Origin of the sequence: Pseudonocardia kongjuensis (genome assembly GCF_039526905.1) — a bacterium.
GTDB lineage: Bacteria > Actinomycetota > Actinomycetes > Mycobacteriales > Pseudonocardiaceae > Pseudonocardia > Pseudonocardia kongjuensis.
Genome location: NZ_BAAAJK010000046.1, coordinates 25,377 through 40,197, shown reverse-complemented (window position 1 = coordinate 40,197; position 14,821 = coordinate 25,377). Strand labels below are relative to the sequence as shown.

Sequence of the window (14,821 nt, the reverse complement as noted above, 5' to 3'; positions counted from 1 at the left end):
CACTATCACACGCTCACGGCTTTGACTAGCTATCCGCCCATTGGCCTACCGTGGTGGATTCGCACTGCGCGCACCACAAGTAGCGAGAGTTCGATACGATGAGATAGAGAGGCGCCACAGCATGGAGGTCGAACGTTGACGACGCTGACTACTGACTTGAATGCCATGTCTAGCACCCCCACCGTAGGACCGAGACTCAGCCACAGTGCATATCAATCATTCTTTCAGTTTAGCAGTGACTCCATGTCTCAAGAGTATATTCTTGGTCAGCTTGAGACATGGCTCCGCACCCAGAAGAAAATTGACCTAAACACTAGATCGAATATCAGCTTCCAGCAAGAGAACCGAAAGCTAGTCGTAGTCCATAACACCAACCGAAGCGGATCGTCTGTTCGTTGCCGACTTGTAGAGTCGGGCGAGAACACATGGAGGACGGACCTCACCTTTTTCACCCCTGCGCGCCCGGGGACCGGCTGGGTTGACGTAACCATTGCATCAGATTTACGAAGCACTCCGAAGCCGCCCAAATTCTTCGATCGCATCGCGGATGTAATTAATGCACCGCGCGACGGGCAACTGCCGCTTTTGAGTACACCTCCACTCATCAGCCTTTCCAGGTCAGACGAAGTCATCAATTGGATCGCTGACAGCTCGCGACATGCCCTCCTCTTTGTGGCCGGAACCAATGACCAGCTAGACCTGATGGCGTGGCAGAAGAAGGTACAGCTATGGTCACGAGACTTTCGTGGCCTTGCTCAGGCCGTGATTCTTGATCCCGCCACAACCGAGATCGTTAACGATAAGCTTGCCCATTCGCATCAAATTCATCCTTGGACGATCAGGACGTTTCTTCCAGGCGTCAGGTTAGATGAGCCAGCCGATGGGTCCCGTCACAAAATACTTGGATGGCAACGACTGGGCGAGGATACCGACCCCGCCATTCGCGCTCTCCTAGCAAGCATCGCACGACGCCACGCCAGCAGGCGTCCGCGCCCAATCGAAGTAGTCCGCGCAACTCGCGATCTTGACAGAGTAACCAGCGCCCTGTTGCTCGAACAGATTTTCGGAACGAGTGATAACCAGGACCATGAGCCCGACCCAGAAACCACCGCTGACGACTCGACCACTGCCGACGTGGTTGAAACGCGACTCACGACCTCCGATCGCGCATCAGGCGCTATAAACAAGGAAGAGATTGAGCAACTTCGCGACCTTGCATCCGAGCAGAAGTCGCTACTGGCGAGCGTCGCCGGAGTTCTGGGCCTTAAGAGCACCTGGTCGATTGAGGACCTACAGCAAGTAGCGTCTCAGCTTCAGAACGAAAGACAAGCAAGACTTAAGAGCGAGCGCAACCTGGTGATTATGCAACGCTCGCGCACAGAGTTACAGAAGAGCCTCACCGAAGCGGATGACTTGCGCGAGAAGATCGAGCTCCTTCAGCTTGAATTGAGCGAAGAGGAACAAGAGCGCCAACTGGCCGATCTTCTTCGAATCCACGCCGAGGAGGAAAGCCTCTGGCTTCGACGGAAGTTTCGCGAGCTTCGCGAATGGGACCTGGCGTCCGCACGTCTGCCCGCCGATGCCGAGCCAGTCATCCCCGATTCGTTCGACGAGCTAGTGGATCGAATCGGAGAATTCGAGTCATCCAGAATATTCTTCACCGGGAGTGCAACGACCACTAGGAAGTTGTGCGACCTCGACGGCTCGGGAAAAATTGCACGCGCCACATGGGAATGTCTCCTTGTCTTGCAATCATACCTCGCGGCACGCGAGTCCGGCAATCATGACGGGAACGTTCATCACTACCTGGAGTCTACGCCAACAGGCTATCGTGGATATTCGCCTAAGAAACACGCATACAGCGAATCTGAGTCTACGCTCGCCAAGTTCGGAAGCCTCCGAATGTTGCCGGTTCCCAGCGAGTGTAGAGACGAGGGATTTGTCGTAATGGAAGCTCATTTCAAGTTGGGAAAGGTTGGAATCCGTAGTCCGCGAATGCACTACTTCGACGACTACTCAGGAAATCGAGCCATCTATATCGGCTACATTGGGCCGCATCTTCGGACCGTCACAACCAACTAGTCGAAATCCCTGCTAACGTCCTTCTGGTCGATCTAGTACGACTGCCCCAACTCCATGATCGACTCGAATTAGGTGACTTTCGCGCAGCACGTTGTAGGCACGGCGAATCGTGTTGCGCGAGACCCCGTATTGTGCCCGCAACTGAGCCTCGCTTGGAAGGACGGATCCGGCACTAAACTCTCCGGCAAGGAGGCGTCCCTCTAGTTCTCTTGCGATTCGCGCATACGCAGCGATAGGCTCCGCGTCCGGGTTCTCGCCAGCAACCTTCCGACCCACGCCGGGAACTACCTGCACCACTCCCTCAGCGGAAAGAATGCTTAAGGCACTCCGAATGGTTCCGCGAGAAACTCCGTACTTCTCGGCCAACTGTAACTCGGAAGGCAGATGCTGACCTGGCTGCAAGTCGCCACCGCGAATTTGTCGACGAATTTCGTCCGAGATCTTGCGAGATGTACCTCGAGGCGTCACGATGCAACTTCTCCTAGTCCAGAGATTTTTCCTCATGAGCATACCTAGATACCTGAGCGAATTGCGGCAGCACTCTGCGCAGATCAGTAACGAAACACCATCGGTTCGCAGCGCGAAACAGCGAGCGGGGTGACCTCAAGCTCGTAGCGCCCTACCCAAGACTCAGTCGAATCTGTGTTTTCAACGTCTTCTAACCGCGCGATACCGATCAGGTGTTTTCGGAAGGCTCCCGGATCAGCGAGGCTGCCAGCCACGACCCGCGCCGGATAGCGGCGGCCATCTGGCCCACGAACGACGATCGAAAAGAAGGTGTCCGTGGACCTTTTCTCTGAGCCCAACTGCTGATGTATAGCCGGGATTGTCACCGCTGGGTCGCCACCTCGCGCCTGCGGTGCAGCCGTAGGCCGCGCACCTTGGTCGCCAGAGAGCACACCCCACTTCTTTAACAGTTCGAACGCCCGATGCACAGTGCTCGGCGCGAGCCCCTTCTCGGCGGCAAGTACCTTGACCCCCGGCAGATGCCCACCCACCGCCACGGCCCCGGACTCGATCCGCTCCAGCAGCTCGACCGCCAGCCGCTCCCGAGCCGACCGCGGATCCCGCCGCACCCGCTCCATCTCCGACCCAGGACCCGATGGCCGCTCAGGCATCCGTGACCCGAGCCCGCTCGCCGCCCGCTGATCCGCCTCCGATACCCACGCCGCATACACCCGCAGCGTCGTCACCCCACCCCCGGAGTGCCCGAGCCGCCCCGCGACCGTCCGCACGTCCACCCCAGCCGCGATCAGCTCCGTAGCCGAGTAGTGCCGCAGGTTGTGCAGATGCGTGTCCAGCCCCAGCCGCGCCGCCATCCGCGAGTACCGCTGCGTCACCGACCCCGGCACCAGACTCGCCGACCCGTCCGGCGCGAGCGAGAACATGAACGCCTCCGGCCGCAGCTCAACCCCGAGCGCCCGGGCCCGCTCCTCGCACCGCGCCCGGTGGTCACTCAGGACCTCGACCGTCTCGGCGTCCAGCGCGAGGCGGCGCTGCTGGTGGGTCTTCGTGTCCTTCTCCTGCAACGCCCGGCCGTCCTGGGCGATCGCCCGCCGGATCGTCAACGTGCCTGACTCCAGGTCGACGTTCGACCAGCGCAGCGCGCACAACTCGCCGCGGCGAGCGCCGGTGGTCATGAACAACCAGACCAGCGCACCCCAGTCCAGGTCCCGCCACGCCTCATTGAGCAACCGCGCCGCGTCCCCCGCCGACGGCGGTTGCGGGTCCGGCGGCGGCTTCGCGGGCGGCGAGACGAACTCGACCGGGTTGACGGACACCCAGCGCCACCGCACCCCGCGCGAGTACGCCCCGTTCAGCACGAAGTGGATGTGCCGGATCGTCGCCGGCGCGAGCGGCCGGCAGCGGTGCGGACGGCACCGGTCGTCGCACTCGTGCTCCCGCGGCGTCCGGTGGTCGACGCGCTTCGCCGACCCGGAGCAGTGGTCGCGACAGCGGCGCAACTCGGCGTAGAGCGAGTCCAGGGCCTCCGCACCGACGGCGCCGGCCTTCGTCCGCCCCAGGAACGGTCGGACGTGCAGCTCCAGATACCGGGTGTAGGCGCGGTGCGTGGTCGCGCCGACGTCGAGGGTCTCCAGGTACCGGTCGAGCAGTTGGTCCAGCGTCGCGCTCGTGCGGGGGCTGCGCTGCTCGTCGACGGCGTTGAGGAGCCGCGTCCGCGCGGCCTCGGCGCGGGCCTCCTGGCGCGGGCCGGGCTCGATCACCTCGACGAGGGTGTTCCGCTTCCCCGACACCGGGTCCTGACCGCCGTACACGCGGACACGCAGGGCACCGCTCGGCAGCCTGTCGATCGTCCCGCGCTGCCTCCGGCGACCGGCCTTCGCCCGTGTCATGAGCCGAGGATACGAGCCCTTCGTGTCACGAAACGTGTCACGTGGACTAGCTGGCGATCTTGCCGGGAGGAAAACCCCTGGTCAGATGCGTGGGCGCGGCAGGGTTCGAACCTGCGACCGCTCGGGTGTAAACCGAGTGCTCTCCCGCTGAGCTACGCGCCCGGGACGCACACAGTTTCACACGACCCCGAGCACCCGCCGCCACCCGTCCTGGTCCCGCGGCTCCCCCGGCTGGTTCACCTCGGCGAACCCCACCCGCCCGTCCGGACGCACCAGGAACGTCCCGCGCAGGGCCATCCCCTTGTCCGCGTTGAACACCCCGTACGAGTCCGCGACCGCCCCGTGCGGCCAGAAGTCGGACAGCAGCGGGAAGGTGAATCCCGCCGAGGCCGCCCAGGCCGCGAGCGCGAAGGTCGGGTCGCAGGAGACGGCGAGGATCTGCACCCGCTCGTTCTGGAAGTCGTCCAGCGAGTCCTGCACGGCCTGCAGCTCGCCGCCGCAGATCCCGGAGAACGCGAACGGGTAGAACACGATCAGCGCGCTGCGCCCCCCGGCGAGCACCGAGCCGAGCGACACGGGCTGCCGCTGCGCGTCCGGCAGGGTGAACGCGGGCGCCGTCCCGCCGATCTCCGGGGCCATCCCGGCACCGTATCGGGACGCCCGATCACTGGTCTCCCGGGACGTCCGGTGGCGACGCTCCCCGCCATGACGATGACCGATCTGCCCCATCCGACCGTCGACCGCTCCCGGCTGCTCCGCACGGCGGGCGCCGGCGCGCTGCTCGCCGGGCTCTCCTACGCCCTGATGCCCGTGCTGGTGTTCACCCTGCTCGCCGAGGAGAACCCGGACGTCGCCGCCGGGAAGCTCGCCGTGCAGTGGGTCGGCGCCGTCGAGCTCGCGGTGTTCGCCGGGCTGGCCGCCGGCACCGCGATCCTGGTGCTGAGCGTGGACGCGCTGCTCCGGCACCCGTTCCTGCGGGCGACCGGCCTGCTGTCGGCGGCGGCCTGGCTGTTCGTCGGCGGCCAGACGTTCGCGAACGCCGCGTCCGGCGCGAACCTCGCCGAGGCCGCGCCGGCCCTGGCCGACCAGCAGGTCGCGGACCATGCGGTGAGCGTCGTGATCACCGGTTCGGTGGCCGTGGCGGCGCTGACCGCCGCCGGCTGGCTGCTCGGGCTGGCCACCGCCGGCCGCAACGCGGGGATCGTCGGGCTCCCCGGAACGGTCGTCGCGGTCGCCGCGACGGTCGTCATGATCGGCCCGATCGTGGCCTGGCAGGTGCCCTTCGGCGCCGTCGCGCTCATCCCGGCGTACCTGGTGCTGGGCGTGATCCTGCTGCGCCGCGCCCGGACGGCGGCTCGACGCGCCGACCTCACCACCGGATGATTCCCGCACCATGACCGGCGTCCCCGTCCTCGTCGAGCAGGTGACCGTGCTCGCGGTGACCGTGCCGCTGGTCGTGCTGCTCGCCGTCACCGCACGCGGGCGGCCGCGCCGCGAGCTGCTGCCGCGGGCGGCCGTCGCGGTGCTGCTGCTGGAGTCGGTGGCGAGCGCCTTCCTGCCCGACGACGGCCGGATCGGCGCCGCCTGGTTCGCCGCGTTCCCGCTGCTCATGGCCACCTACCCGGACGGTCGCGTCGTCCCGCGCTGGTTCGTCGTCCCGGTGGTCGCGTCGTTCGTGCCCGCGGTCGCGGTCGTCGTCACCCACGGCGCCGTCACCGACACCGCATGGTTCGCGCCGTGGATCGGGATCGCGCAGACCCTGCTGGTGGTCGGCCAGATCCACCGCTACCGGCGGCGCGCGTCCACCGCCGAACGCGAGCGGGTCCGCTGGGGGCTGCTGGGCGTGCTCGTCTGCGTCGGCACCTTCCAGCTGATCATGCTGGTCGAGGGCGGCACGATCGGCGCCGCCGGCCCGTGGTCGGAGCTGGCCGCGGCACTCGCCGTGCTCCCGGCCACCGCCGGGCTGGCGGTCGGGCTGATCTCCCCCCGGGTGTACGACGTCGACGTCGCACTCCGCGCGGTCGTCGCGGCCTGGCTCGCGGTGCCGGTCCTCGTCGGTCTGCACCTGGCGGTCCTCGCGGTGCCCGGCGCGGTGGCCTGGTGGGCGGCCGCCACGGTCGCGGTGGCCGCCGTCCCGGTGCTGCGGCTGGCCGGCGCCCTGGCGGACCTGCTGGTGTTCCGCGGGCGCCGGGACCCGGCCGCCGCGACGGCCGAGCTGGCGCGCCGGCTCGCCGCCGAGCCGGACCCGGCCCGGGTGCCCGGCGTCGTGCTCGGCACCGTCGTGGACGCTCTCCGGCTGGACGGCGCCGCCCTGCACGACCGCACCGCGGCCCCCGGTGAGCCGGGGCCGCTGTCGGCGGTGATCGGCACGGTCACCGGACCGACCACCGACCGGCCGGTCCGCCATCTCGGCGAGGAGCTCGCGACCCTGGTCGTCCCGGCGCGGCGCGGCGAGTCCGGTCCGACCCGCCGGGACCGGGACGTCCTCGAACGGCTCGCCCTGCACGCCGGCCCGGCCCTGCACGGCGCCCGTGCGCTGGCCGATCTCGCGCACGCGCACACCCGGACGTTGCACGCCCGCGAGGAGGAACGCCGCCGGCTGCGCCGTGACCTGCACGACGACCTCTCCCCCACGCTCGCCGGGCTGCGGCTCGGGGCCGCCGCGCTAGCCCGCCGGGCCGGCGACGATCCGGCGCTGGCCGCGGACGCCGAGCACCTCGCCGACGGCATCCGGGCCGCCGCCGGGCAGGCCCGGGAGATCGCGCACGACCTGCGCCCACCCGTCCTCGACGACGCCGGGCTGGCCGAGGCGATCCGGCTGCGCGTGCACGGGTCGCGGGCCGACACCCTCGACGTGCGGGTGCACGCCCCGGCGGAACGGCTCGCGCTGCCCGCCGCGGTGGACCTGGCCGCGCTGCGGATCGTGCAGGAGGCGGTGGCGAACGTCCGGCGGCACGCCGGGGCCCGGCAGTGCACGGTCACCCTCGCCACCGCCGGCGACGAACTGCTGGTCACCGTCGACGACGACGGCGCCGGCCTCCCGGAGCGGGTCCCGCCCGGTCTCGGGCTGGCCTCCATCCGGGAGCGCGCGACCGAGCTGGGCGGGCGCGCCGGGATCGGCCCGCGCCCCGGCGGCGGCACCCGGGTCCGGGTCCGGCTGCCCTTCCGCCCCGCGACGTCCGGGCCCCCGGAACCGACCCCCGGAGCCCCGGACACGCGGGCACCGCAACCGCACCCGGTCCCGCCAGTCCCGGATGCACCGGAACCGGCACCGCAGCCGATCCCCGGGGCCCCGGCGTGACCCGCCTGGTCGTCGTCGACGACCACCCGGTGTTCCGCCGCGGCCTGGTCTCGCTGCTCACCGCGAGCGGCCTGACCGTCGTCGCCGAGGCCGCCACCGGCGACGAGGCCGTACAGGTCTGCGCAGCCGACCCACCGGACGTCGTGCTGATGGATCTCGGGATGCCCGGGCTGGGCGGCGTCGCGGCCACCGAGCGGATCGTCGCGGCGCACCCGCGGACCGCGGTGGTCGTGGTCACCCTGTTCGACGACGAGAGCTCGGTCCGCGCCGCACTCGACGCCGGCGCGTCCGGCTACGTGGTGAAGGAGGCCGATCCGGACCAGATCGTCGCCGCCGTCCGGGCGGCCGCGATGGGCGCGCTCTGGCTGGGCACCGGCGTCCCCCGGCCGCTCGCCGCGATCGACGCGCGCGGCCCGGAGCCGCTGCCCGGGCTCAGCCCACGCGAGGGCGCGGTCGCCGAGCTGCTCGGCCGGGGCCTCACCAACGCGGCGATCGCGGCCCGGCTCGGCCTGTCCGGCAAGACCGTCGCCAACTACGTGAGCACGGTGCTCACCCGCCTCGGCGCGGCGGACCGGGCCGAGGCGGTGCGGATCGTGCGGGAACGCCGCTGAGCCCTAGCGTTTCCCCTTGCCCTGCTTCGGCGGGACCAGCTTCGACCCCACCCAGTCCTCGCCGAGTGTGGCGTTGCTCGTCTGCGACAGCCCCGCCGTGGGGGCCGCCTCCGCGATCTCGGACGGTTGGAGGTGGCCGTCGCGACCGGTCTTGGGCGTCAGCACCCAGACCACCCCGTCGTCGGCCAGCGGGGTGCGGGCGTCGACCAGTGTGTCGACCAGATCGCCGTCCCCGTCGCGGAACCACAGGAGGACGACGTCGATGACCTCCTGGGCGTCCTCGTCCAGCAGTTCCTCACCGATGACTGCCTCGACGGCCTCTCTGACCTGCTCGTCGACGTCGGTGTCGTATCCCAGCTCCTGGACGATCTGGCCCGGCTCGATGCCGAGCCTCCCCGCGATGTCGGACGCACCGGCATCTGCCGCGGTCACCACTCGGTCCCCTTTCACGCTGCTCACGCAGTCCATCGTTCTCGGTTCCGCGCGCAGGCGCCACCGTTGACACGAAATCGGATGCGGCATCCGAACACGCGGGCGGGACCCTGCGCAACCGGCCGTCACCGGTTGGGAACCGAGAGCACGGTGCCGCGCACGTCACCTCACCGTCCGTTCAGTTACGTCGGAGTAGTACCTATCCTCGCCCGGACGTCCCGCAACAGCTCCCCGTGCACGGGGAGCTGAGTTTCGGGCCCGCGCCGGAACAGGCACGATGGGTGCTGGACACGCCCATCGCGCCGGTCGGCAGAACCGCACCTGCCATCCCGTCGACCCGGGAACCGGTGTGGTGAGCGGACGTGAGGAATACAGGGCCGGGCGGACCCCGGCCACCGACTGATCAGGCAGGGAGAACCCTTGACCGCGCAGAGCAGCAGGGCGGGCAGCAACGACGGCGAGGAGCCACGCCGCGTCAACGTGATCCGGGGCGGGCTGGCGGCCCACCTGCCGGACATCGACCCGGAGGAGACGGCCGAGTGGCTGGAGTCCTTCGACGCGGTCCTGGACAACGCCGGGCAGCAGCGCGCCCGTTACCTGATGCTGACGATGCTGCAGCGTGCGCGCGAGAAGCACGTCGGTGTCCCGTCGCTGACCACCACCGACTACGTCAACACGATCCCGACCGACCAGGAGCCCTGGTTCCCGGGTGACGAGGACGTCGAGCGGACCTACCGGCGCTGGCTGCGCTGGAACGCCGCGATGACCGTGCACCGCGCGCAGCGGCCCGGCATCGGCGTCGGCGGGCACATCTCGTCCTACGCCTCGTCGGCGACGCTCTACGAGGTCGGGTTCAACCACTTCTTCCGCGGCAAGGACCACCCCGGCGGGGGTGACCAGATCTACATCCAGGGGCACGCCTCCCCCGGCATCTACGCCCGCGCGTTCCTCGAGGGCAGGCTGTCCGAGGACCGGCTCGACGGGTTCCGCCAGGAGCTCAGCCACGCCGGCCCGGGCGGCGGGCTGCCGTCCTACCCGCACCCGCGGCTGATGCCGGACTTCTGGGAGTTCCCCACCGTCTCGATGGGCATCGGCCCGATGAACGCGATCATGCAGGCCCGGTTCAACCGGTACCTGGGCGACCGCGGCTTCTCCGACACCCGCGACCAGCACGTCTGGGCCTTCCTCGGCGACGGCGAGATGGACGAGCCGGAGTCCCGCGGCATGATCCACGTCGCGGCGAACGAGGGCCTCGACAACCTGACCTTCGTGGTGAACTGCAACCTGCAGCGCCTCGACGGCCCGGTCCGCGGCAACGGCAAGATCATCCAGGAGCTCGAGGCGTTCTTCCGGGGCGCCGGCTGGAACGTCATCAAGGTCATCTGGGGCCGCGAGTGGGACTCGCTGCTGCACGCCGACCGCGACGGCGCGCTGATCAACCTGATGAACACCACGCCGGACGGCGACTACCAGACCTACAAGGCCAACGACGGCGCCTACGTCCGCGACCACTTCTTCGGCCGCGACCCGCGCACCAAGTCGCTGGTCGAGCCGATGTCGGACGCCGAGATCTGGAAGCTCAAGCGGGGCGGCCACGACTACCGCAAGGTGCACGCCGCCTACGCCGCGGCGACCGCGCACCACGGCCAGCCGACCGTCATCCTGGCGAAGACGATCAAGGGGTACGGCCTGGGCACGCACTTCGCCGGCCGCAACGCCACCCACCAGATGAAGAAGCTGACGCTCGACGACCTCAAGCAGTTCCGCGACGAGCAGCGCATCCCGATCAGCGACGCCCAGCTCGAGGCCGACCCGTACCTGCCGCCGTACTACCACCCCGGCGACGACGACCCGGCCATCCAGTACCTCAAGGAGCGGCGCCGCCAGCTGGGCGGGCCGCTGCCCTCCCGGCGCACCACGTCGAAGCCGCTGGTGCTGCCCGGCGACAAGGTCTACGACTTCATCAAGAAGGGCTCCGGCAAGCAGGAGGTCGCCACCACGATGGCGTTCGTCCGGCTGCTCCGCGAGCTGATCAAGGACAAGGAGATCGGCGACCGCTTCGTCCCGATCATCCCGGACGAGGCCCGTACCTTCGGTATGGACTCGATGTTCCCGACCCAGAAGATCTACAACCCGCACGGGCAGAACTACACCTCGGTCGACGCCGAGCTGATGCTGGCCTACAAGGAGTCCGAGCAGGGCCAGATCCTGCACGAGGGCATCAACGAGGCGGGCTCGGTCGGGTCCTTCACCGCGGCCGGCACCTCGTACGCCACGCACGGCGAGCCGATGATCCCGGTCTACATCTTCTACTCGATGTTCGGCTTCCAGCGGACCGGCGACTCGATCTGGGCCGCCGCCGACCAGATGGCCCGCGGCTTCCTGGTCGGTGCCACCGCCGGGCGCACCACGCTGACCGGGGAGGGCCTGCAGCACAACGACGGCCACTCGCTGCTGCTGGCCGCCACCAACCCGGCCGTGGTCGCCTACGATCCGGCGTTCTCGTTCGAGGTCGCGCACATCGTGCAGGACGGCCTGCGCCGGATGGTCGGCGAGGACCCGGAGAACGTCATCTACTACCTGACGGTCTACAACGAGCCCTACGTCCAGCCGGCCCAGCCCGCCGACCTGGACACCGAGGGCGTGCTGCGCGGCATGTACCGCTACGCCGCCGCCCCCGAGGGCAGCGGGCCCGTGGTGCGGCTGCTCGCCTCCGGCGTCTCGGTGCCGTGGGCGGTCACCGCGCAGCAGATGCTGGCCGACGAGTGGGACGTCCGCGCCGAGGTCTGGTCGGTCACCTCCTGGGGCGAGCTGCGCCGCGACGGCGTCGACGCCGAGCGCCGCAACCTGCTCGCCCCCGGCGACGACCCGGTGGTGCCCTACGTGACGACGAAGCTGGGCGAGGGCGACCACGCCGACGCGCCCGTCGTCGCGGTGTCGGACTGGATGCGGTCCGTGCCGGACCAGATCCGGCAGTGGTCCCCGGCGCCGTTCCTGTCGCTGGGCACCGACGGGTTCGGCCTGTCCGACACCCGGCCCGCGGTGCGCAGGCACTTCGCCGTCGACGCCGAGTCCATCGTGGTCGGCGCCCTCTCGGCGCTGGCCGGTCAGGGCCAGATCAAGCGGGAGACCGCGGCCGAGGCCGCGGCCGGCTACAAGATCGACGACCCGCGGGCGGCCGGCCCGCAGACCAGCGACTCCGGCGCCGCCTGAACCACGGCGCCGCAGCGGCGGCCCGTCGTGACCCGGCCCGGGGTGCGGCGGGCCGCCGTCGGCTTTTCGCCCCTCCCCGGGCGGCGCAGATCACGATAAGCTCCGCCCGACGGTGCGTGTGGTGATCACTCGTCGCCCGGCAGCACCGTCCTGACCAGGGCGTGGACCGTGTGCGTCGCTGGCCGGCGGCAACGGGACGAGGTGTCCCGGGCCGATGAACGAGGGAGCAGGAATGGCAGAGGGCACCGTCAAGTGGTTCAACAGCGAGAAGGGCTACGGCTTCCTCGCTCCCGACGGTGGTGGCGCGGACGTGTTCGTGCACTACTCGGCGATCCAGACGAACGGCTACAAGACGCTCGACGAGGGCCAGCGCGTCGCGTTCGACATCGAGCAGGGTCAGAAGGGACCGCAGGCCAGCGCGGTCACGCCGCTCTGAGCGGCGTCCCCGGAGCGGACCGCCGGTAACCGGCGGCCGACCTCCGCACATCCGGTCCGGAGCACGCCAGCCGGACCGCGACATTCGCTGCCCCGCACCCGGCAGGGTGCCGGGGCGGAGCCGGTGCGCGGCGCCCGGATCCGCCCGATGTCGCAGACGCCCCGGGCGTCGCGGTCTGCTCAGCCGTCCAGGCTGGGCCCCGGCCCGAGCGCTCCGTGCATCTCCCACACCAGGATCTCGGCCCCGTCCGGCCCGGCGGTGATCCGCCGGCCGCCGCCGTCGTCGACGATCCTGGCCGCATCGCCGGTACCCAGGGGGCCGGCGCCGGTCGCGGACGTCGCCGCCTCCAGGTCGGCACTGCCGCGCGCGACGAAGGCGTGCAGGTAGGGCGCCGCGGGCAGCGGCGTGCCGGCCCCCGGCTGCAGCCGCACCACGGTGAGCGCCGCCCGCCGCTGCCGCAGCGCCAGCAGCGAGCTGCCGCGGTGCCGTTCCAGCCCGGACGCCAGCACCACCGGCTCCCCGGTCGCGGTCGCGTCCCGCACCTCGTACTCGGGCGCCCCGCCCGGCCCGTCCGGCACCACCCACATCTGTACGAACCGGACACCGGCCTGCGGGGTCGCGTGCTCGGAGTGCCGCACCCCGGAGCCGGCGCCGAGCCGCTGCACCTGCCCGGGCGCGACCCGCTCGGTGCGGCCGCTGCCGGTGTCCCGGTGCTCCAGCTCCCCCTCCAGCACCCAGGTGAGGATCTCGGTGTCCCGGTGCGGGTGCTCGTCGTAGCCCCGCCCGGGCAGCACCCGGTCCTCGTTGTGCAGCAGGAGCAGCCCGAAGTGGGTGTTCGACGGGTCGTAGTGCGCACCGGCGGAGAAGCTGTGCCGGGAGTCCAGCCAGCCGGTCCGGGTGCGGAATCGTCCGCCCGCGCGGTGCAGGGTGACGCGCGGGCCGTGCTCTGCGGTGCTCATCGTCGTGTCATGCTGCCCGACGTGCGCCACCCTCCGATCGCGAGCGCGACGTTGCGCCGCCTGGAACTGGCCTCCGCGCCGCTCGCGGCGGCCTGCCTCGCCGAGATGGAGCGCACCCGTCCCTGGTTCGCCGAGCTGCCCGCCGACCAGCGGGCCGGGGTCGCGCTGGTCACCCAGACCGGCGTCGCGAACTTCGTGTCCTGGCTGCGCGAGCCGGACCGCACCACCCCGCTCACCGCCGAGGCGTTCCGGATCGCGCCGCGCGACCTGGCCCGGCGGATCAGCCTGCGGCAGACCGTGGAGCTGGTGCGGATCGCCGCCGACGTGTTCGAGGAGCACCTGCCCCCGCTCGCCGGGGACGCCACCGAGCAGCACGAGCTGACCGAGGCGGTGCTGCGCTTCGGCCGGGAGATCGCGTTCGCCGCGGCGACCGTCTACGCCGGCGCCGCCGAGTCCCGCGGCGCCTGGGACGCCCGGCTGGAGGCGCTGGTCGTCGACGCGGTGCTGCGCGGCGACGACGACGGCGCGCTCGTCTCCCGGGCCGCCGCCCTCGGCTGGAACCCGGCGGCGCCGGTGCACTGCCTGGTCGGCCGGGTGCCCGGCAGCGGATCGGAGTCCCCGCAGCTGATCGTGGAGCTGCGCAAGCTCGCCGCGCGGCTGCACCACGACGTCCTCGTCGGCGTCCAGGGCCGCAGGCTGGTCGTGCTGCTGCACCCCACCGGCCGGGTCGCGGCCGGCACGACCGCACCGGTGCTCGGCGAGATCGCCGCCCGCTTCGGGCCGGGGCCGGTCGTCGCGGGCGAGCCGAGCGCCGATCTCGCCGGGGCCGGCGCGTCGGTCGCCGAGGCGATCGCCGGGCTGGCCGCCGCGCCCGGCTACCCGGACGCGCCGCGGCCGGTCGCGACCCGCGACCTGCTCCCCGAGCGGGCGCTGTGCGGCGACCCGACGGCCCGGCGGCGGCTCGCCGAGGAGGTCCTCGCCCCGCTGCACGACGCGGGCGGCGAGCTGCTCCGCACGCTCGCCGCGTACCTGGAGGGCGGCGCGAGCCTGGAGGGCTGCGCGCGGGCCCTCTACGTGCACCCGAACACCGTGCGCTACCGGCTGCGCCGGATCGCCGAGCTGGTCGGCCTGTCCCCGACCGATCCGCGCCAGGCGTTCGTGTTGCGCACCGCGCTCGTGGCGGACCGCACCGGCGGAGTCCGGGAGAGCGGGGCCGGCACCGAACCGCTGACCCCGCTCGACGACGCCCGGCCGACCGGGATCGGCTCGGGCGCAACAGCCGAGGTGATGTCGTGAACCCTACAAACAGAGACCCGTACGGGAGGGTAACGAGGGCTCGGTCACACTCCCGTATTGGAGGATTCCTCCAACTACGGTGGGCCGAAGTTCGTCGTAACCGATATCCCGCCGCCGACCCCGTGAGGTGTGTGATG

Annotated in this window: 12 protein-coding genes and 1 tRNA gene; 7 read left to right on the top strand and 6 right to left on the bottom strand. The window is 70.4% G+C overall.

Annotated features, from left to right (window positions below; all coding sequences use genetic code 11):
• The first annotated feature begins 243 nt into the window (after positions 1–243).
• Positions 244–2,082: a hypothetical protein gene (locus tag ABD160_RS27405; RefSeq protein WP_344027590.1), complete on the top strand. Its 1,839-nt coding sequence runs from the start codon at positions 244–246 to the stop codon at positions 2,080–2,082.
• A gap of 12 nt (positions 2,083–2,094) precedes the next feature.
• On the opposite strand, the gene ABD160_RS33410 is transcribed toward ABD160_RS27405, so the two are convergent.
• From ABD160_RS33410 to ABD160_RS27390, 4 genes are all read right to left on the bottom strand, one after another.
• Positions 2,095–2,586, bottom strand: coding sequence for a winged helix-turn-helix domain-containing protein (locus ABD160_RS33410; protein ID WP_425563670.1), 492 nt, complete (start codon positions 2,584–2,586; stop codon positions 2,095–2,097).
• A 47-nt stretch (positions 2,587–2,633) separates the two neighbouring features.
• Entirely contained in the window at positions 2,634–4,436 is a 1,803-nt protein-coding gene (locus tag ABD160_RS27400) for a tyrosine-type recombinase/integrase (RefSeq protein ID WP_344027588.1), read from the bottom strand.
• Between the two features lie 90 nt (positions 4,437–4,526).
• Positions 4,527–4,598 (bottom strand) — tRNA-Val (locus ABD160_RS27395).
• A 15-nt stretch (positions 4,599–4,613) separates the two neighbouring features.
• Complete coding sequence (locus ABD160_RS27390) at positions 4,614–5,075, bottom strand: redoxin domain-containing protein (RefSeq protein ID WP_344027586.1); 462 nt, start codon at positions 5,073–5,075, stop codon at positions 4,614–4,616.
• A gap of 66 nt (positions 5,076–5,141) precedes the next feature.
• Between ABD160_RS27390 and ABD160_RS27385 the strand changes: the two genes are divergently transcribed.
• From ABD160_RS27385 to ABD160_RS27375, 3 genes are read left to right on the top strand one after another with little or no spacing between them, the layout of a single operon-like run.
• A complete protein-coding gene (locus ABD160_RS27385; RefSeq protein ID WP_344027584.1) occupies positions 5,142–5,819 on the top strand; it encodes a hypothetical protein in 678 nt (225 codons plus the stop codon).
• 10 nt (positions 5,820–5,829) lie between these two features.
• A complete protein-coding gene (locus tag ABD160_RS27380) occupies positions 5,830–7,737 on the top strand; it encodes a sensor histidine kinase (protein ID WP_344027582.1) in 1,908 nt (635 codons plus the stop codon).
• Positions 7,734–8,348 carry a response regulator transcription factor gene (locus ABD160_RS27375; RefSeq protein WP_344027580.1) on the top strand — a complete coding sequence of 205 codons (615 nt, stop codon included), beginning with the start codon at positions 7,734–7,736 and terminating at the stop codon, positions 8,346–8,348. The genes ABD160_RS27380 and ABD160_RS27375 overlap by 4 nt, the downstream gene beginning before the upstream one ends.
• Positions 8,349–8,351: 3 nt before the next feature.
• Here the strand turns inward: ABD160_RS27375 and ABD160_RS27370 are convergent, their stop codons facing one another.
• Positions 8,352–8,783, bottom strand: coding sequence for a DUF3052 domain-containing protein (locus ABD160_RS27370; protein ID WP_344027656.1), 432 nt, complete (start codon positions 8,781–8,783; stop codon positions 8,352–8,354).
• A gap of 417 nt (positions 8,784–9,200) precedes the next feature.
• On the opposite strand from ABD160_RS27370, the gene aceE reads away from it, so the two are divergent.
• Both aceE and ABD160_RS27360 read left to right on the top strand, forming a co-directional pair.
• Complete coding sequence (aceE, locus tag ABD160_RS27365; RefSeq protein ID WP_344027578.1) at positions 9,201–11,993, top strand: pyruvate dehydrogenase (acetyl-transferring), homodimeric type; 2,793 nt, start codon at positions 9,201–9,203, stop codon at positions 11,991–11,993.
• Between the two features lie 232 nt (positions 11,994–12,225).
• Complete coding sequence (locus ABD160_RS27360; protein ID WP_085915279.1) at positions 12,226–12,429, top strand: cold-shock protein; 204 nt, start codon at positions 12,226–12,228, stop codon at positions 12,427–12,429.
• Positions 12,430–12,608: 179 nt separating this feature from the next.
• Here ABD160_RS27360 and ABD160_RS27355 read toward each other — a convergent pair whose 3' ends face one another.
• On the bottom strand, positions 12,609–13,388 hold the full coding sequence (locus tag ABD160_RS27355) for a pirin family protein (RefSeq protein ID WP_344027574.1): 780 nt from the start codon (positions 13,386–13,388) through the stop codon (positions 12,609–12,611).
• Between the two features lie 9 nt (positions 13,389–13,397).
• Here ABD160_RS27355 and ABD160_RS27350 point away from each other — a divergent pair, with 9 nt between their 5' ends.
• Positions 13,398–14,684: a PucR family transcriptional regulator gene (locus ABD160_RS27350; RefSeq protein ID WP_344027572.1), complete on the top strand. Its 1,287-nt coding sequence runs from the start codon at positions 13,398–13,400 to the stop codon at positions 14,682–14,684.
• Positions 14,685–14,821 lie beyond the last annotated feature (137 nt).

What these genes read in the sequence shown, in the direction of transcription:
- ABD160_RS27405 (WP_344027590.1), top strand. Translation starts at nt 244, where the DNA reads ATGTCTCAAGAGTATATTCTTGGTCAGCTTGAGACATGGCTCCGCACC.
- ABD160_RS33410 (WP_425563670.1), bottom strand. Translation starts at nt 2,586, where the DNA reads ATGAGGAAAAATCTCTGGACTAGGAGAAGTTGCATCGTGACGCCTCGA.
- ABD160_RS27400 (WP_344027588.1), bottom strand. Translation starts at nt 4,436, where the DNA reads ATGACACGGGCGAAGGCCGGTCGCCGGAGGCAGCGCGGGACGATCGAC.
- ABD160_RS27390 (WP_344027586.1), bottom strand. Translation starts at nt 5,075, where the DNA reads ATGGCCCCGGAGATCGGCGGGACGGCGCCCGCGTTCACCCTGCCGGAC.
- ABD160_RS27385 (WP_344027584.1), top strand. Translation starts at nt 5,142, where the DNA reads ATGACGATGACCGATCTGCCCCATCCGACCGTCGACCGCTCCCGGCTG.
- ABD160_RS27380 (WP_344027582.1), top strand. Translation starts at nt 5,830, where the DNA reads ATGACCGGCGTCCCCGTCCTCGTCGAGCAGGTGACCGTGCTCGCGGTG.
- ABD160_RS27360 (WP_085915279.1), top strand. Translation starts at nt 12,226, where the DNA reads ATGGCAGAGGGCACCGTCAAGTGGTTCAACAGCGAGAAGGGCTACGGC.
- ABD160_RS27355 (WP_344027574.1), bottom strand. Translation starts at nt 13,388, where the DNA reads ATGAGCACCGCAGAGCACGGCCCGCGCGTCACCCTGCACCGCGCGGGC.
- ABD160_RS27350 (WP_344027572.1), top strand. Translation starts at nt 13,398, where the DNA reads ATGCTGCCCGACGTGCGCCACCCTCCGATCGCGAGCGCGACGTTGCGC.